The sequence below is a fragment of the Dietzia sp. CH92 genome, from assembly GCF_032248695.1.
GTDB lineage: Bacteria > Actinomycetota > Actinomycetes > Mycobacteriales > Mycobacteriaceae > Dietzia.
Genome location: NZ_JAVHXC010000001.1, coordinates 632758 through 650172 on the forward strand (window position 1 = coordinate 632758; position 17415 = coordinate 650172).

Here is a 17415-nt window from a genome sequence, read left to right on the forward strand (position 1 = left end):
GGGCGTTGTCATGAACGGGTCAGTGCTGTCCGACCCGGTGCAGGTCGTGGCCCCGGGTCTCCTTCATGACGGCGGTGGCGATCATCGTGCACACGCACAGGGCGATGATGTAGGCGCTGATCATCCAGTACAGGTCCCACTCGATGAACTGGGCGTTGAGGTACGGGGCGCTGCCGCCGAACACGGCGACCGACAGGGAGTAGGCGAACCCGATGCCGGCGGTGCGCATCTTGGTGGGGAACGCCTCGGACATGAACGAGGACAGGATCGACCCGGCGGCCGCGACGAACGTCATCGCGATGAGCGAGGCCACGAACAGCGTCCACGGGCGCTCGTCGATCATCCCCATCAGCACGGGAGTGGTGATGATGGTGCCGACACCGAAGATGAAGATCACCGGGCGACGGCCGATGTGGTCCGAGAGCAGGCCCCACAGCGGCAGGGTGCACAGGGCGATGAGCTGGCTGGCGAAGATCATCCAGAACGCGGACTCGGAGTCCATGTCACGCTGCGTGATGGCGAACGTCGAGGCGTACGAGCTCCACGTGTAGTGCGCGACCGTGATGCCGGAGACCATGGCCACGACCAGGGCGATCGCGCCGGCCAGCTTGCGCCGGGAGAACGTGACGGTGGTGCCGGACGCCTCGGCCACGGCCGCGGCCTTGTCGAAGACGTCGGACTCCTCCATGCCGCGGCGCAGGTACAGCACGAACAGCGCGAAGACGGCGCCGAGCAGGAACGGCACGCGCCAGCCCCACTCGCCCACCGCGCTCTCGGACAGCACGGCGGTGATGCCGCCGCCGATGCCGTAGGCGATCACCGTGCCGCCCATGATGGCGACGAACACGAGACTGCCCCACATGCCACGACGGTGCGGGGGCGCGATCTCGGCGACGTAGCTGTAGGCGGTCGCCGACTCGCCCCCGTGGGCGAAGCCCTGGACCATGCGGCACAGGAGCAGCAGGCCGGAGGCGACGATCCCGAGCGCGCCGTAGGTCGGCAGCAGGCCGATGAGCAGGCTCGCGCCGGCCATCATGAGCATGGTGGTGATGAGGACGAACTTGCGCCCCTTGACGTCGGCGATCCGGCCGAACACGATCCCGCCGAGCGGGCGCATGAGGAAGCCGACGGCGAAGACGGCCAGAGTTGCCAACAGCGCCGAGACCGGGTTGTCGTTGTTGAACATCGCGGCGGCGATGTAGGGAGCGAACACCGCGTACGCGGTCCACTCGTACCACTCGAAGAGCTGCCCGGTCGTGCTCGCCGCGAGCGACCGGATGTTCCCGCGGTTGCCCTTGGCGGGCCGCACGGGAGCGGCGGTGCCGGCGGCGGTGCCTCCGGCGTCGCCGGGGTTCAGGGTGGCGTCGGCCATGTCGTGTGTCCTTCGGTCTGAGGGGTCGATCGGGGTGGTGGTCACGGACGGTCGGGGGCGTGCGCGTCGCGGAGTTCGCGACGACGGATCTTCCCGGTCTGGGTCTTGGGCAGCTCGGGGACGAGGTGGATCTCGGCCGGCCGCTTGTAGGCGGCCAGACGGTCGGCGGCGAACGCGATGAGCTCGTCCTCGGTGGCCGTGCGGCCGGCCTTGAGCGAGACGAACGCGGCGACCTTCTCCCCGCGGTACTCGTCGGGCAGTCCCACGACGGCGGCCTCGAACACCGCGTCGTGCTCGTAGAGGGCGTCCTCGACCTCGCGCGGCCAGACCTTGTACCCGGAGGCGTTGATCTGGTCCTTGAGGCGGTCGACGAGGTAGACCCAGCCGGCGGCGTCCATGACGGCGACGTCTCCGGTGTGCAGCCGCCCGGCGGGCATGGTCGCGGCGGTGGCCTCCTCGTTGCGCCAGTAGCCGGAGACGATCTGTGGCCCGGACAGGACGAGCTCGCCCTGCTCGCCCGGTGCGACGGGCGTGTCGTCGGGGCCGACGACCTCGGCGTCGATCCCGGGCAACGGCACGCCGATCGACAGGGTGCCGCTCGCCTCGTCGACCGGCGCCCGCAGGCCCGGCGGGACGGCGATGACACCGGACGTCGTCTCCGTCATGCCGTAGCCGTTGTGGATGTAGTGCCCGAACCGCTCGGCGAACCGCTCGACCGTCGACGGGGGGATCGGGGCGCCGCCGCTGTAGAGGGTCTTGACCGCCGCGAAGTGCTCAGGGCCCGCGTCGTCCAGGCGCATGAGCGCGTTGTAGGCGGTGATCGAACCGATCGTGAACGTCACGCCGTGCTCGCGGAACGCGTCGAGAACGACCTCGGGCCGGAAGCGGCCCGCGAAGACGAGGGTCGCGTCGCCGACGAGGGCGAGCGTGGCGTTGATGACGGCACCCGTGATGTGGAACAGCGGGGCGATGGCCAGGACGACGTCCCCCGGCGCCACGTCGACGAAGTCGGCGAAGCTCCGCGCCACCGCGACGACGTTGCCGTGGGAGTTCATGGCACCCTTGGGCGGCCCGGTGGTGCCCGACGTGTACGTGAGCAGCGCCAGGTCCTCGGGCGTGACCGGGACCGATTCGGGCGTGCGGCCCTCGAACTGACGGATCAGGTCGACGAGGTCGCCGTCCGCCGAGGGTTCCGCCGGCAGGTCGTCGCCGAATGCGCGGGAGTCGTTCCGCGTCTGCAGATCGCGCTCGTCGGTGCTGACGACCCACGCGACGTCCGTGCCGGTCACGGCGTCCCGGATCGCCGGGACGTCACGGTCGGTGGCGATGATCCCCACCGCTCCGGAGTCGGCGACCGGGAGTCGCAGCTCGCGGCCGAAGTACATGGGGTTGAGCACCACAGCGGCCGCGCCGATCTTCCACAGCGCGAGCATCGCCAGGGCGTACTGGGGGATGTTCTGCAGGTGGATGCCCACTCGGTCACCCGGCGCCACGCCGCGGACCTGGAGCGCCGTGGCCAGCGCGTCGGACATCGCGTCGACCTCGCGCGCGGACAGCTCGGTGTCGAAGTAGGCGATCGCCGCCCGCTCCGGCGCGGCGGCGACGCGCTCGCGCCACGCCTCGACCAGTGTCGAACGTCGCGCCACCGCGCTCTCGTCGAGCCCTGGACGGTACAGCTCCCGCCATGGTCGCGGGTCGCTCTGACTCATCTCGCTCCTCCCGTCAGCGCCGGTTCCGACGTAGCCGACCGAGCGATCGCTCGGTGTGCCATAGTGTTGCCCACACCACATTCGGTGTCAAGCGGAGGGCGGTTATAGGGTGATGGAGATGAGCGAGGAGATCGCGACCACGGCGAACTGGCGCGAGTTCGGGGATGACGCGCTCTCCCCTCCCCTACGCGCCGCGCTGGGGGTGTTCGCGCGCCACGGGTATCACGGGGCCTCGATCCGGATGATCGCCGAGGCCGCCGGACTGTCGGTGCCCGGCCTCTACCACCACTACCGTTCGAAGCAGGCGATCCTCGCCGCCCTGGTCGACGCCGCGATGGCCGAGATGCTCGGGAACACCGCGGCGGCCGCTGATGATGCGGGCGACGATCCGGTCACCCGGTTCGAGAACGTGGTGGAATGCCTGGCCCGCTTCCACATGGCGCGGCGCGACCAGGCCTTCGTCGCCTCCACCGAGATGCGCAGCATGGATCCCGAGGTACGCGCCCATCACGTGGCACAGCGCGACGCCCAGCAGGCGATGATCGAGGACGCCATCCGCGCGGGTGTCGAGTCCGGCGACTTCTCGTGCGAGTACCCCGAGGACGCCGCGCGCGCGATCGCCTCGCTGTGCGTGTCGATCGCGAACTGGTACCGACCCGACGGGCCGCTGAGCGCGGACGACGTGGTGTGCCGCCACGTCGAGTTCGCCCGCCGGATGGTCGGCGCGGCCGCCCACTGACCCGCCGGGCGTCGCGACCACCAGAACCGGGAACCCCCCGTGACTCCCGCCTGGTCAGCGCCTCCGCTTGCCCCGCACCGGGGACGTGCCCCGTTCCGCCGGCCGCGTTCCGCGCTCGGCTCTCGCCCGCGCCTTCGCCGCCGTCTTCTCGCGGGCGGTGCGCTTCTCACGCGGCTGCTCCCCCGCGCCCCGGGTCGTGGCGGCGGTGCGGCCCCGCACGATTCCGACGAACTCGTCGATGAGCGCATCGCCCTCCCGCTCGGGCGCCCACGCGATCCCCATCCGCGTGGCGGGGACACCGTCGAACGGCCGGACCACGATGTCCCGCCGACTCAGCGACCGCGCATAGGGCAGGGGCAGCACCAGCAGCCCCACACCCGCGGCGACCAGGTCGACCGCGGCGGACACCTCCTCCGGCGTCGCCGCGACCGCGTCCAACGCGTCCAGCCAGCGCTCGCCGTCCAGGTCAGCCGCACCGAGCACGTCGAAGGCCCCGAGCTCGTGGTCCTTCCCGGCGAGCACCGCCATGGTCTCGGTGTACAGCGGTACGCGCAGCAGGCCCGGCGGCGCCGAGCGGGGCGCGTCCTCCGGTTCGCGGAAGAAGATGACGTCGAACCCGTCTTCCCCGGCGGACCGGGCCAGCTCTGCCCGCGGGTCGGCCGCGCGCCGCGCCGTGATCTGCACGTCCGGGTTCCGTTCCCGCCACCGGGTGAGCCACTTGTCGGGCTGGACCCCGGGAACGTATCCGATCGACAGACGGGCACCCGCGGAACCGCTCTGGTCATTCACCCTCTAAAGGTAACCTGTCACCAACTGAACTAAATTCAGTGCGGTAAGGAGCCGTCGACAGGAGATGCCTTGACCCATACCTTCACGACAGTGGACGAGTTCCGCGACGCCGCCGGACTCGACCTCGGCGTCGGCGACTGGTTCACCGTCGACCAGAACCGCATCGACGCCTTCGCGGACGTCACCGAGGACTGGCAGTGGATTCACATCGATCCCGACAGGGCGGGCGCCACCGATCTCGGGACGACCGTCGCCCACGGCTACCTCACGCTGTCCCTGATCCCCCGCCTGAGCTCGGACCTCTTCACGTTCGACGGGGTCGGCCGGGCGATCAACTACGGCCTCGACCGTGTGCGCTTCCCGTCCTACGTCCGCCCCGGAGACCGGGTTCGCGCCCGCGGCCGGGTCGCGTGGACGCGGGACGCCTCGGACGGGGGCGTGCTCGGCTGCGTGCACTACACGATCGAGGTCGAGGGCCGGAACGCGCCGGCCTGCGTGGCCGAGTCGCTCATGATCGCCTTCCCCGGCTGATCCTGACCGGCGACACACGTTTCCCCACCCACCCCACCCCGGGTGACCACCCACCATCACGGCGCACACGCCGGAAAGGGCCCCCATGGACCGCTTCACCGACAGAATCGTCCTCGTCACCGGCGCGACCGGCGGCATCGGCACACAGATCTGCCGCCGGCTCGCGGCCGAGGGCGCCGTCGTCGTCGTCGCCGATCTCCCCGGCACCCCCCTCGACGACGTCGTCGCCTCGCTCCCGCCCCGCCCCCACCTCACGGCAGAGTTGGACGTCGCCGCCGAATCCGACTGGGAGACCGCGGTGGAGCGCACCCTCGAGGCGCACGGCCGGCTCGACGCCCTGGTCAACAACGCCGCCATCGGGAGTATCAAGACGCTCGAGGACGAGAGCCCCGAACACTGGCAGCGCGTGATCGACGTGGACCAGACCGGCGTGTGGCTCGGCATGAAACACGCCGGGGGCGCGATCGAGCGCACGGGAGGCGGTGCGGTCGTCAACGTCTGCTCGATCCTCGGCAGTGTCGGCGGCTTCGGCAACAGCTTCGCCTACCACGCCGCCAAGGGCGCGGTGCGGACCATGACCAAGAACGCGGCGATCCACTGGGCGACCAGCGGTGTGCGCGTGAACTCCCTGCACCCGGGTTTCATCGAGACCCCCCAGCTGCTGGAGCGGTACGAGGGCTCGGAGCGTCACCGGGGCATGCTCGCCAACACCCCGATGGGGCGGCTGGGCACCCCGGAGGAGATCGCCGGCTGCGTGGCCTTCCTCGCCAGCGACGACGCCGGATTCATGACCGGCACCGAGGTCTACGCCGACGGCGGGTGGACCGCCCGCTGACGGGAGCGGGCCCGCGGGGGACTCCCCCCGCGGGCCCGACGGCTCCGGCCACCCCGGATGATCACGCCACCACGTAGCGCTCGATCCCCTCGTCCGCGACGCCACCGCCCACGGGTTCCGACGAATCCGCGATGACCTCGCCGCGCTCGAGCAGCACGTCCAGGTGCGCCATCGTCTCGCACACCGCGATCATCTGGTTGAAATCGTCGAGCGAGGTGAACGCGCGCTCCCTGCGGGTCCACGGCAGGGCCTGCGCCACCTGCAGCCCGGTCGCGCCGGGACTCGACGCCACGGCCCGGCGGGTCGCGTCGAGGCGGGCGTCGTGGTGAGCGAGGAGTTCGCGGACCCGGGCGTGCACGCTTCCCCCCACCGCGCCGTGCGCGGGGAGCATGAGCGAATCCGGCCGGTCCAACATCGCCTCGAGAGAACTCAGGTAGGCGCCGAGCGGGTTGTCCCACCCGCCCAGCTCGAAGCCGATCGACGGGGAGATCCGGGGCAGGACGTGGTCGCCGGTGAAGGTGACGCCCGAGCCGGGGTCGTCGAACACCAGGTGCCCCTTGGTGTGGCCGGCCGTCACGGTCGCCGTCATCGGGCGGCCGCCGATCACCACCGGCCCTTCGTCGGTCCACTCGTCCGGGAGCTCCCAGTCGCGCTCCAGCCAGGTCTCCGTCAGCGCCTGCTCGCGGGCGGCACTGGCGATACCGGGCGCACCCGCTCTGCGCAGCTGCAGGAGGGAGTCGGCCGGCACGGTGTTCGCCAGATCCCGCAGCGCGGCCAGCCCCGGGGACTCTCCGACACCCAGGTGGATCCGCGCACCCACGACCCGCCGCAGCTCCGGTCCCATCGTGTAGTGGTCGCGGTGGATGTGGGTGACGTGGACGTCCGTGATCTCGCTGAGCCCGACGTCGATCGAGCGCAGGCCCGCCCGGAGGATCTCCAGGTTGCCGGGCACGTTCCACCCGGCGTCGACGAGCGAGACGCCGTCCGGCCCCTCGACGACGTAGACGTTGATCGCGCGGAGCCCGTCCCCCGGCATCGGCAGGGGGATGCGGTGGATCCGCTCGGCCACCGGGTGGCAGCCGATCTCCGTCCAGTCCGTCGTCGTGGTCATGGCTAGGACACCATGACCTGTTCCTCGCCCATCACCATGATGGCGCGGCCCCCCATCGAACCGACGTGTTCTGCGGCCCTGGCCCATTCGGGGCTCTCGAGCATGGCGTCGTAGGCCTCCTTCGAGTCGAAGCTGAGCACCGACACGCCGTCCCAGCCGAGCGAGTGCTTGTTGCCGCCGTTCTCCTTGACCGCCGTGTGGGACCAGCGTCGTAGCCCCGGCAGCGGGTAGGTCACGTCGGCGTGCTCGCCACGCCACCACTCGATGAACTGCTCGTGAGTCCATTCCGAGGGCTTCGACGCCATGACGATGAGGTTGTACATCGTTCCTCCATAGTTGAATTCACTTCAGATTCATAGGCCACGGTAGCACCGACCACCTCCGTCCGAGGCGGATCGGGTCAGTGCACCAGCCGTACGCAGGCGTCGGTGACGGACTGGGCGATCTCCGACAACGAACGGTCCCCGCCCGGTCGGTACCAGTTCCACACCGAGTTGATCAGGCCCAGGACGAATCGACCGAGCTCCACCTCGTCGCGCCGGGGGAATTCACCGGAGTCCATACCGCGTCCGAGCAGCCCGCTCCAGTCCCGCTCGACCACCCGGACCAGCTCCCGCGCACGAACCCGCTCCTCCTCCTCGCGCGCCGAGGAGCGCGGGGTGGCGAGCATGTCGATGTGGTGCAGGAGGATGCGCGCCTGCAGCGCCTCGGTCTCCGTGATGTCATACGCGCTGGCGATGGCCGCCCTCAGCGCCGTCTCGGCGTCGGACGCATCGTCCACGGCCACGGAGAACCGCTCGTGGTACCGCTCGAGTTCCGTGCTCATGATGGTGAGCAGGCAATGGGCCTTGGACTCGAAGTAGTGGTACAGCGCCGTCTGCCCGATACCCACCTCGCTGGCGACCGTCGCCCACTTGGTGTGCTCGTATCCGACGCTGCCGAAGTTGGCCACGGCGGCGTCGAGGATCACCTTCCTCTTGGAACGTGGTCCGTCCGTCTTGGCCTTGGTCGTGACCGCCATCGCGAGTTCCCCCCGTGGTAGGTGTATTCGGTCCAGGTTATGCGAAAGTGAGTTCAGCTCATAAGGTCTTCGGGTAACCGCGCCGGGCGCTCGATCTCATCCCTGCTCGCCGGCGACGAGCTCGGCGGCGAGCGTCGCGGCGCCGCGGCGGTCGAGCTTGCCCACCCGGGACTGCGGGAGCGCGCTCACCGTCCGGACGTACTCCGGCCACTTGAACTTGGGGAAGTCCGCCGCCTCGAGGTGGTGGCGGATCTCGTCCAGGCTCAGCGCCTCACGCTCGGACACCACCAGGGCCGCCGCGCGCTCCCCGAGGACGGGGTCGGGCACAGGGACCACACACACCTGGTGGATGCCGGGGATCGCCGCGAGGGCGTCCTCCACCTCGTTGATGTCGATGTTCCGCCCTCCGCGGATGATGAGGTCCTTCTCCCGGCCGCGGATGCTCACGCTCCCGTCGTCGTGGATGAGGGCGCGGTCCCCCGTCGCCAGGAACCCCTCGGCGTTGACGTCGGGCGCCACCGGCACTCCCCCGCGGGCGTATCCGAGGAACAGCGACGGCCCCTTCACCTGCAGGGATCCGATCTCACCGGCGCCCAGCACCGCTCCGTCCTCGCCCACCACGCGCACCTCGGTTCCGGGGAACGGCCGTCCGTCGCGTCCCAGCCGGGTCTCGGCATCGTCGGACGGGGACGGCGTGGTGTGGCCCAGGCACTCGGACATCCCGAACACCCGCAGCAGGGTCGTGCCCAGCTTGACCTCCGCGCCCCGCAGGGAGTTCTGGCTCATCGGACCGCCACCGACCGTCATCGCCTTCATGGCCGACAGCGCCCCGTCTGCGCCGTCGACGAGCGTGAGCTGCAGCGCCATGGTCGGCACGAGCATCGTCCAGGCCACCCGGTGCTCGCGCAGGAGCGCGACCGCCGCCTCGGGGTTCCACTTCTCGGACGCGACCATCGGCCCGTCGAGCATCGCGGGCAGGTACATCCCGAAGCAGATCGCGGCGGCCGAGGAGAGCGGCACCAGGGCACCCACGGCGTCACCGGGTTCCAGACCGACGGCCTCGATGGTCGACCGCCCGGCGTAGCGCAGGGCGTCCTCGGTCTGGATGACGCACTTGGGTCGCCCGGTGGACCCGGAGGTCATGGCCGCGACGGCTCCGCCGTTCCACCTCGCGACGCCCCGGGAGACCCCGTCTGCCGGCCCGTGGACGCCCCACCCGTCCAGCGCCTCGCCGGCGGTGACGAAGCCCTGCTCCGTCACCCCCCACACCTCTGCGGCGTGGGGATCGGCCACCACGATGTCGGGCTGGAGGTCCTCCATGGCGATGTCGAACTCGGATCGCGTCGCGTGACCGCTCATCACGGCGAGCATCCCGCCGGACAGGCCCACCGCGACCGCGGCCGCGACGGTCCGCCACGAATTGTCCGCGCGGATGAGGACGGTCGACGGGCCGTCCGCCGCGGAGTCCAGCAGCTCCGCGAGCGTACGGGCGGCGCGCACGACCTCGTCGATCGTGTGTGCCCCGTCGCCGTCCACGACGGCGAGGGCGTCGGGGGTGCGGGCGGCGCGTTCGACGACGTCGCGGGCCAACTGCTTCATGGTGACGTTCTCCTGGAGGTTGTGGGTGGGAACCGCGGGCGGGGACGCGGGTCGGAGGGTGTGGCGCGGTGGGGGCCGGTGCTGTGGGGCCGGTGCAGTGGGGGATCCGGGTGAGCGATCAGGGGACGACGACGAGGCGACCGGATGCCCGGCCGTGACGCAGATCCTCATACGCCTCGAGGACGCCGTCCAGGCCCCTCTCCTCCACCACCGCGCTCAGGCTCCCTGCGGTGGCCAGGTCGAAGACCTCCTGCAGGTGATGGTGGGGACCCCAGAACGGTGCGGCGACGCGCCACCCGCGGGGTACGGAGCCGGTCTTGTCGACGGCCAACCGACCGCCCGCGGATCCCACCACGGCCAACGCGGCTCCGGTCGCCATGAGGCTGGGGGCGGCGTCGAGGGTCTCGGGGGCCCCGACGAAGTCCATGACGAGGTCCGCTCCGGTCCCGCCGGATATCTCGTCGACGAGCGCACGGGCCTCGTCGACCGACTCGACCGCGTGGTGAGCCCCCAGCCGGAGCCCGAGATCGCGGGCGGCGGCGCGCGGATCCACCGCGATCACCACCTCCGGCGACCGCGCGGCGAGTACCTGGAGCGCGAGGTGGCCGAGTCCGCCGATGCCGATCACCACCACGATCGCCCCGTGCGGGTCGACCGGCTGGGCGACGACGGCGTGATAGGCGGTGAGCCCGGCGTCCGTCAGCGGCGCGAGGGCCGGGCCGGCGGCCGGGTCGACCTCCACCAGGTGGCGGGTCGACGGGACGAGCATGTAGTCGGCGAGTCCGCCGTCGAACCCCGTCCCTCCCCCGATGGGGCCGGTCAGCTCGACGCAGTAGTTGTCGCGACCGCTCCGGCACTTACGGCACTCGCCGCACGACCACACCCCGTGGACACCGCACGTGCGCCCCAGCCAGGACCCGTCCCGGTCGTCCCCGACCGCGACGACGGTGCCGACCACCTCGTGACCGAGGGTGAACGGCAACTCGTACGGCAGGACCCCGGCGGGCGAGTCCATGATGTGCAGGTCCGAGTGGCACAACCCGGCGGCGTCCACCCGCAGCAGCACCTGACCGGGGCCTGGAGTGGGGACGGGGACCCGGTCGAGAGTGGGGGTCGAGCCCCACTCGTGCAGGCGGACCGCCCGCATCGTCTCGGGCAGGTCGGCGGTCCCCGTCGTCCCGGTCATCGCGCGGTCCACCCACCGTCCACGGTGAGGACGTGGCCGGTGACGTAGCTCGAGGCGTCCGAGGCGAGGAAGAGCACCGCGCCGTCGACCTCTCCGGCCCGACCGCCCCGGCCGAGCATCGAGTTCCGGCGGACCCAGCCGGCGGACTTGTCGTTCGTGAAGAGCCCGTCGGTCATCTCCGTATCGAACCATCCCGGGACCACGGCGTTGACCCGCACCCCGCGACGCCCCCACTGCCCGGCGAGCTCGCGGGTGGTGCCGATGACGGCGGACTTGCTGGCCGCGTAGCCGGCGCCCCCGATGGGCGCGGTGGAGACGAGTCCGACCACCGACGAGACGTTGATGATCGACATCTCCCGGTCCTCGGGCAGCGCCCTCACGGCGGCCACTGACAGGTGGAATCCCGAGGTGAGGTTGACGCGCAGGATGTCGTCGAACTCCTCGGCGGATTCCGTGAGCGCGTCGGGCGGTCCTGGCCGGCCGGCGTTGTTGACCAGGACGTCCACGGCACCGTTGATGCCGGTCGCGGTGGCGATGAGGCGCTCGCGGTCGTCCGCGACGGTGATGTCGCACTCGACGGGGATGACGGAGGGCACGTCGGCTGCCAGCGCGGCGAGGCGGTCCGCGCGGCGTGCCGCCGCCACGACCGTCGCCCCGGCGGCGGCGAGGGTCCGGGCGAACCCGTCACCCAGCCCCGAGGAGGCGCCGGTCACCACGGCCACCCGGCCGGTGAGGTCGAACATCTCTGCGGGTGTGACCATCTCAGTACACCGCCGTCCGTCCACCGTCGACCGGGATCAGCGCGCCGGTGGTGTAGCCGGCCTGGTCGGATGCGAGGTGGACGACCATCCCGGCGAGCTCGCGGGGATCGCCGAGCCGGCCGGCGGGCAGCCGGTTCGTCACCAGCCCGAGGAACTCGGAGTCCCAGTCGGCCGCCATGTCGGAGGCGAAGGCCCCCGGCATGATGCAGTTGACCCGGACGGTGGGCGCGTACTCCTGGGCGAACGCCCGGGTGAGGGCGTTGAGCCCGTTCTTGGCCGCGGCGTAGGTCGCCTCCTGCGGACTGGGCCGCTCGGCCCCGATGCTGGAGATGTTGATGATCGAGCCGCCCCCGGCCTTCACCATCCGGTCACCGGCCACCGCCATGAGACGGAACGGTCCCTGGAGGTTGACCTCGATCGTCTTGGCGAAGAGCCCCTGGGTCACGTCGAGGGAGGTCGGCGCGAGCGGGGCGATGCCGGCGTTGTTGACCACGACGTCCAGCGACCCGTGCTCGGCGATGATCGCGTCCACGGCCGGCTCGATGGCGTCCCAGTCCCCCACGTGCAGGGCGAGAGGGTGCGCCGCTGTGCCGGTCGCCTCGGTGATCTCGCGGGCGACGGCCTCGCACTGGTCGGCCTTCCGGCTGGAGACGATCACGGTCGCCCCGGCCTCCGACAGGGCCTGTGCCATGGCCCGGCCGAGCCCGCGGGTCGCCCCGGTCACGAGGGCGACCTTGCCGGCGAGGAGAGGGGTGGTGGTGCTCATGCCGTGACCTCCGACGTGGTGGACGGGGTGTACTTCTTCAGTTCCAGACGCGCCATCGTGCGCAGGTGGACCTCGGTGGGCCCGTCGGCGATCTGCAGCGCCCTGGTGAGCGCGTAGAACCGGCCGAGGACGTTGTCGTCGCTCACGCCCGCGGCGCCGTAGGTCTGGATCGCCCGGTCGACGACCCGGTGGGCGGTCTCCATGGCACTGATCTTGATCGCGGCGACCTGCGAGCGCGCGGCGGCGTTGCCCTGGGTGTCCATGATCCAGGCGGCCTGGAAGGTGAGCAGGCGGATCTGGTCGATCTCGATCCGGCTGCGGGCGATCCACTCGCGGACGACGCCGCGCTCGGCCAGGGGCTCACCGAAGGCGACCCTGTCCTGGGCGCGTTGGCACATCATCTGCAGCGCCCGCTCGGCGATCCCGATCCCGCGCATCGCGTAGTGCATGCGTCCCGGCCCGAGCCGGCCCTGGGCGATCGCGAACCCGCCGCCCTCCTCACCGAGCATGTTGGAGGCGGGGACGCGGACGTTCTCGAAGAGGACCTCGCCGTGGCCGAGCCGATCGTGGTAGCCGAGCATCGGCAGGTCGCGCACGACGGTGACGCCCTCGGTGTCCTTCGGGACGAGGATCATCGACTGCTGACGGTAGGTCGGTGCCCCGGGGTCCGACTTGCCCATGACGATCATGAGCTTGCAGTCCGGGTCGATGACGCCGGAGGCGTACCACTTCCGGCCGTTGATGACGTACTCGTCACCGTCGCGCACGATGCTCGTCGAGACGTTGGTGGCGTCCGAGCTCGCCACCGCGGGCTCGGTCATCGCGAAAGCCGACCGGATCTCGCAGTTCAGCAGGGGCTCGAGCCACTGCTTCTTCTGCTCTGGCGTGCCGTACAGCGCGAGGATCTCCATGTTCCCGGTGTCCGGGGCCGAGCAGTTGATCGCCTCGTTGCCGATGAGCGAGCGGCCGACGATCTCCGCCAGCGGGGCGTACTCGAGGTTCGTCAGACCGGCACCGAGGTCACCGTGGGCCATGAAGAGGTTCCACAGGCCCTGCTCGCGGGCGATGCGCTGCAGATCGCGCATGATCTGTGGCTGCTCGTGCGGATTCTCGTTCTCGGCGATCTGGCGGTCGTACACCGCCTCGGCCGGGTACACGTGTTCGTCCATGAACACGTGCAGCTTCTCGGCGAGTTCCGCCGTCCGCGGGGAATACGCGAAATCCATCGTCTGTCTCGTTTCTGGGGTGTCGCGTCAGGCCAGGCGTTCGATGCCGGTGACGATGAGGCGATTGATCGTGTCGGGGAGGAGTTCCTGGGCGGGGTCGTGGTGGCGTCCCTCGCGGTGGCGGCGCAGGTTGTGGCCCATGATGGCGGCCATCTTGAACCGACCGAGCGCGTCGAACCAGGTGAAATCGGTGAGCGGGCCGGCCGCGGCACTGTAGGTGTCGATGAGCTCCTCGGCGGAGGGCAGTCCCTCGACCACCCGGCCGACGCCGGGGAAGTTGGTGCCGTCGGCAAAGACGAGGAACCATCCGAGCTCGACCCGCGGGTCACCCGGGCTCCAGATCTCCCAGTCGATGAGCGCGGCCGGCTCGGTGCCGTCGGACAGGATGTTGCCCAGGCGGTAGTCCCCGTGGACGAGGACCGGGTCCACCGCGTCCGGGATGCGTGCGCTGAGCAGCTCCTCGAAGCGTGCGGCATCGGGCACGAGCTCCGGGGGCACCGCGCCCATGGTCCGGGACCAGCGCTTGAGCTCGTCAGCCGGCGAGAGCACGTCACCGTCCACGGGCAGGGAGTCCAGCGGGACCGCGTGCAGGGCCGGCAGGACCTCCGCCGCGCGCCGCATCCGTGCCGCGGCCAGCGTGGGTTCGACGGCGGGGTCGTCCAGGACGGGCTCGAGGGACTCGCCCCGCACGAGATCCATGGCGAACCAGCCCGGGGTGGTCTCGTCGGTGGCACGGATGCCGGGGACGGGGACGTCGGTGTCGGCGAGCGCGGTCATGATCCGGGCCTGCCGGAGCATGTCGTGCCGACCGATCGCCTTCTGCCCCGGGGGGACGGACTTGATGACGAACGACTCATCGGCTCCGGAGATCCGGTAGGTCAGCCCGGAGTGTCCCCCGAGCATCGGCTCGAGCTCTCCGAAGGGCCCGGCCACGCCGGCCGCCTCGAGCCCGGCGATCACACGGTCGCGGAGCTGTGTCTCGTGACTGGTCTCGGTGGTGTCTGCGGCGGTCATGGCCTCGGCTCCCGGGGTAGGCCGAGCACACGCTCGGCGAGGATGTTTCGCTGGATCTCGTCGGTGCCGCCGGCGATGCGGTAGCCCGGTGCGCCCAGCACGTGCTCGGTCCAGGCCCAGGTCCCCCACTTGTCGCCACGAACGGCCAGTTCCGGACCGAGCAGCTCACGGACGGTCTCGGAGGTGCGGGCCATGGTGTCGGTGGCGAGCAGCTTGCCCACGGAGGCCTCGGGCCCGGGCTCGCGTCCGGCCACCACCGCGGCGGCCACACGCATGCCCACCAGCCGCTGCACGAAGCTGCGGCAGACCAGGTCGGCGACCTTGTCGCGCTCGAGCGCGTCGAGGTCACGACCGAGGTTCCGGGCCAGCTCGACCGCCTGGTCGGCGTTGTCCAGTCCGAGGCTGCCCGAGTCGAGACGCTCGGCCGCCAGCACGGTCAGCGCGACCTTCCAGCCGGCTCCGACCGGACCCAGACGATAGCTGTCGTCCAGCTCGACGCCCTCGAGGAGGACCTCGTTGAACGAGCTGCCGCCGGTCATCTGACGGATGGGCCGCACCGTCACCCCGGGTGCGTTCATCGGCACGATGAACACGGTCAGGCCCCGGTGCTTGGGGACGTCGGGATCGGTCCGGGTGACGGCGACCCCGTAGTCGGAGACCGGCGCCCCGGAGGTCCACACCTTGGCACCGTTGAGCACCCACGTCCCGTCACGCTCCACCGCGCGGGTCCGGACCGAGGCGAGATCGGAACCGGCCTCGGTCTCGGAGAAGAGCTGGCAGGCGATGAGGTCCGTGCGCAGGAGGGCGCGGACGTACTCGGCGCGCTGGGCCTCGGTGCCCCACTGGGCGATCGTCGGCGCGATGAGCTGCTGTGTGACCGGGAACATCTCGGTCCGCTGCGGGAGGTCGTACTCCGCCTCGAGCCGGCGGAAGGCCAGGTCGAAGGCGATCGGCAGGCCCCGGCCGCCGTACTCGGCGCCCCACGTCAGCGCACCGAAGCCGGCGTCGAATTTGGCCTTCTCGTAGTCCCGCCGGCGGTCGGTCTCCTCGCGCTCCTGCTCGGGGGTCCAGTTCTCGAACACGACCACTGCGTCGGACCCCTCGCCCCACGGGCGGGCCTGGCGCGGGGAGGCGACGGTGGACAGCCACGCCCGGGCGGAGTCGATGAACTCGGACAGCCCCGCGGGCGTGGTCTCGGTAGCGGCGGTCATCGCCGGCCCCCTTCCAGGACGGTGCAGGCGCTGATGCCGGGAGCGCCGTAGACGTGGGTGAACCCGAGCCGCGGGGTCCCGGGGACCTGGCGGTCGCCGGCCTCGCCACGCAGCTGGGTGACGATCTCGTGTACCTGCCGGAGCCCGGAGGCGCCGATCGGCTCGCCGTTGGCCAGGCAGCCACCGTCGGTGTTGACCGGCAGGCGGCCGCCGATCTCGGTGTCGCCGCGCTCGAGCATGGATTCCTGCTCGCCGTCCTCGCAGAACCCGCATTCGGCCATGTGCATGATCTCGGCACCGGACTCGGTGTCCTGGAGCTGGGCCACGTCGATGTCCGACGGGGACACCCCGGCGGATTCGAACGCGCGACGCGCCACCTCGGTGCTCACGCTGCTCGGCTCGCCCTCACCCTGCACGGCGGGACTGAAGACCTCGAAGGACCCGAACGGCCGCGTCCCGGTGGCCACCGCGCGCACGGCGACCGCACGGCCGCCCATCCTCGCGGCCACGGTCTCCGACGCGAGCAGGATCGCGGCGCCGCCCTCCCCCGGGTTGCAGAACATGAACTGGGTGAGCGGGTCGTTGACCATCGGCGAGGCGGCGATCTCCTCCAGGGTCTTGGGGTCCCGCCGCCAGGCGTTGGGGTTGAGCTGGCCGTTGCGGTAGGCCTTCTCGGCGACCCGCGCGAGAGCGGTCTCGGAGACCCCGTGCCGGGCCATGTAGCGGGTGATCTTCATGGCGAAGAACTGGGTGGTGACCATGAGACCGTGCGTGCCGTACCCCTCTGTGAGCCCCCAGTCCTCGGCGCGCGGGTCGAAGGCGCCACGCGGGTGCTTGTCGAACCCCACGGCCAGGGCCACCTCCGCGGCGCCGGAGCGGATCGCGTTGATGGCGGAGACGAGGGCGCTCCCGCCGGTGGCGCAGCCGTTCTTGACGTTGGTGAAGGGGATCCCGGTGAGCCCGAGGTCCGCGACCAGCGTGTCCGCCAGGCCCGAGCCGTCGCTCCCGCCGAAGGCGATCTGCACGTCCTTCCACTCCAGTCCGGCGTCCGCCAGCGCGGTGCGGATGGCCGTCACGGCCATCTGCCGGCCGGTGATCCCGTCCTGGCGTCCGAACTTCGACAGTCCGGCGCCGACGATGAACACGTCCGACATCAGTTCTCCTCGGTGGTAGCGGCCGCCCGGGCGAAGCGCGGCACGGGATGGGCGTCGACGAGGCGGACCTCTCTGCCGATGAGCTCGACCGGGTCGGTGCCGTCGAGGAGCGCCTCGACCTTCACGCCCTCGGGCAGTTCGACGTACCCCACGGCGAAGGGGGTGAACCCCTCGGCAGGCGGGATGTACGGGGGCGACTTCGGAGCGAAACGCTGGATCGTGGCGGTCCAGACTGTCCCCGTGCGGGACAGATCGATCTCGGTCGTCTCGGCTCCGCCGCAGCGCTGACAGCTCACGGACGCGGGAAACGCGACAGTCGAGCAGCGGTCACACCGACTCCCCCGCAACTGCGGTGAGGCGTTCTCGTACTGGGTCATGGTGTGCTCCTGGT

General features: G+C 71.0%; 18 protein-coding genes. 3 read left to right on the plus strand and 15 right to left on the minus strand.

Features of this window, described 5'->3' with window-relative positions:
• Nucleotides 1-19: 19 nt before the first annotated feature.
• Nucleotides 20-1372 (minus strand): MFS transporter, encoded by a 1353-nt coding sequence (locus RWK90_RS03010; protein WP_314034520.1) that lies wholly within the window; start codon nt 1370-1372, stop codon nt 20-22.
• A gap of 41 nt (nt 1373-1413) precedes the next feature.
• Nucleotides 1414-3081, minus strand: coding sequence for an AMP-binding protein (locus RWK90_RS03015; RefSeq protein ID WP_314034522.1), 1668 nt, complete (start codon nt 3079-3081; stop codon nt 1414-1416).
• 112 nt (nt 3082-3193) lie between these two features.
• Between RWK90_RS03015 and RWK90_RS03020 the strand changes: the two genes are divergently transcribed.
• On the plus strand, nt 3194-3820 hold the full coding sequence (locus tag RWK90_RS03020) for a TetR/AcrR family transcriptional regulator (protein WP_063971991.1): 627 nt from the start codon (nt 3194-3196) through the stop codon (nt 3818-3820).
• Nucleotides 3821-3874: 54 nt separating this feature from the next.
• Here RWK90_RS03020 and RWK90_RS03025 read toward each other — a convergent pair whose 3' ends face one another.
• Nucleotides 3875-4609 carry a LysR family transcriptional regulator substrate-binding protein gene (locus RWK90_RS03025; protein ID WP_314034525.1) on the minus strand — a complete coding sequence of 245 codons (735 nt, stop codon included), beginning with the start codon at nt 4607-4609 and terminating at the stop codon, nt 3875-3877.
• A 69-nt stretch (nt 4610-4678) separates the two neighbouring features.
• On the opposite strand from RWK90_RS03025, the gene RWK90_RS03030 reads away from it, so the two are divergent.
• The gene (locus tag RWK90_RS03030) at nt 4679-5140 is read left to right on the plus strand and encodes a MaoC family dehydratase (protein ID WP_314034527.1); all 462 of its coding nucleotides are present in this window, start codon (nt 4679-4681) and stop codon (nt 5138-5140) included.
• Between the two features lie 85 nt (nt 5141-5225).
• Entirely contained in the window at nt 5226-5975 is a 750-nt protein-coding gene (locus RWK90_RS03035; protein ID WP_314034529.1) for an SDR family oxidoreductase, read from the plus strand.
• Nucleotides 5976-6036: 61 nt separating this feature from the next.
• On the opposite strand, the gene RWK90_RS03040 is transcribed toward RWK90_RS03035, so the two are convergent.
• From RWK90_RS03040 to RWK90_RS03095, 12 genes are all read right to left on the minus strand, one after another.
• Complete coding sequence (locus RWK90_RS03040) at nt 6037-7086, minus strand: MBL fold metallo-hydrolase (protein ID WP_314034531.1); 1050 nt, start codon at nt 7084-7086, stop codon at nt 6037-6039.
• Nucleotides 7087-7088: 2 nt separating this feature from the next.
• Nucleotides 7089-7409: an EthD domain-containing protein gene (locus RWK90_RS03045; RefSeq protein ID WP_063971986.1), complete on the minus strand. Its 321-nt coding sequence runs from the start codon at nt 7407-7409 to the stop codon at nt 7089-7091.
• Between the two features lie 77 nt (nt 7410-7486).
• Nucleotides 7487-8107: a TetR/AcrR family transcriptional regulator gene (locus RWK90_RS03050; RefSeq protein ID WP_063971985.1), complete on the minus strand. Its 621-nt coding sequence runs from the start codon at nt 8105-8107 to the stop codon at nt 7487-7489.
• A 96-nt stretch (nt 8108-8203) separates the two neighbouring features.
• On the minus strand, nt 8204-9706 hold the full coding sequence (locus tag RWK90_RS03055; protein ID WP_314034534.1) for a class I adenylate-forming enzyme family protein: 1503 nt from the start codon (nt 9704-9706) through the stop codon (nt 8204-8206).
• Between the two features lie 118 nt (nt 9707-9824).
• Nucleotides 9825-10892, minus strand: coding sequence for an NAD(P)-dependent alcohol dehydrogenase (locus RWK90_RS03060; RefSeq protein WP_314034536.1), 1068 nt, complete (start codon nt 10890-10892; stop codon nt 9825-9827).
• Complete coding sequence (locus tag RWK90_RS03065) at nt 10889-11653, minus strand: SDR family oxidoreductase (RefSeq protein WP_314034538.1); 765 nt, start codon at nt 11651-11653, stop codon at nt 10889-10891. The genes RWK90_RS03060 and RWK90_RS03065 overlap by 4 nt, the downstream gene beginning before the upstream one ends.
• Before the next feature lies 1 nt (nt 11654).
• A complete protein-coding gene (locus tag RWK90_RS03070; RefSeq protein WP_314034540.1) occupies nt 11655-12419 on the minus strand; it encodes a glucose 1-dehydrogenase in 765 nt (254 codons plus the stop codon).
• Complete coding sequence (locus RWK90_RS03075) at nt 12416-13645, minus strand: acyl-CoA dehydrogenase family protein (RefSeq protein WP_314034542.1); 1230 nt, start codon at nt 13643-13645, stop codon at nt 12416-12418. Before RWK90_RS03075 ends, RWK90_RS03070 begins: the two co-directional genes overlap by 4 nt.
• A 27-nt stretch (nt 13646-13672) precedes the next feature.
• The gene (locus tag RWK90_RS03080; RefSeq protein ID WP_314034544.1) at nt 13673-14659 is read right to left on the minus strand and encodes a phosphotransferase family protein; all 987 of its coding nucleotides are present in this window, start codon (nt 14657-14659) and stop codon (nt 13673-13675) included.
• The gene (locus tag RWK90_RS03085) at nt 14656-15870 is read right to left on the minus strand and encodes an acyl-CoA dehydrogenase family protein (RefSeq protein WP_314034546.1); all 1215 of its coding nucleotides are present in this window, start codon (nt 15868-15870) and stop codon (nt 14656-14658) included. The genes RWK90_RS03080 and RWK90_RS03085 overlap by 4 nt, the downstream gene beginning before the upstream one ends.
• The gene (locus tag RWK90_RS03090) at nt 15867-17024 is read right to left on the minus strand and encodes a thiolase family protein (protein WP_314034548.1); all 1158 of its coding nucleotides are present in this window, start codon (nt 17022-17024) and stop codon (nt 15867-15869) included. Before RWK90_RS03090 ends, RWK90_RS03085 begins: the two co-directional genes overlap by 4 nt.
• Entirely contained in the window at nt 17024-17401 is a 378-nt protein-coding gene (locus RWK90_RS03095; protein ID WP_314034550.1) for an OB-fold domain-containing protein, read from the minus strand. The genes RWK90_RS03090 and RWK90_RS03095 overlap by 1 nt, the downstream gene beginning before the upstream one ends.
• Nucleotides 17402-17415: the final 14 nt, after the last annotated feature.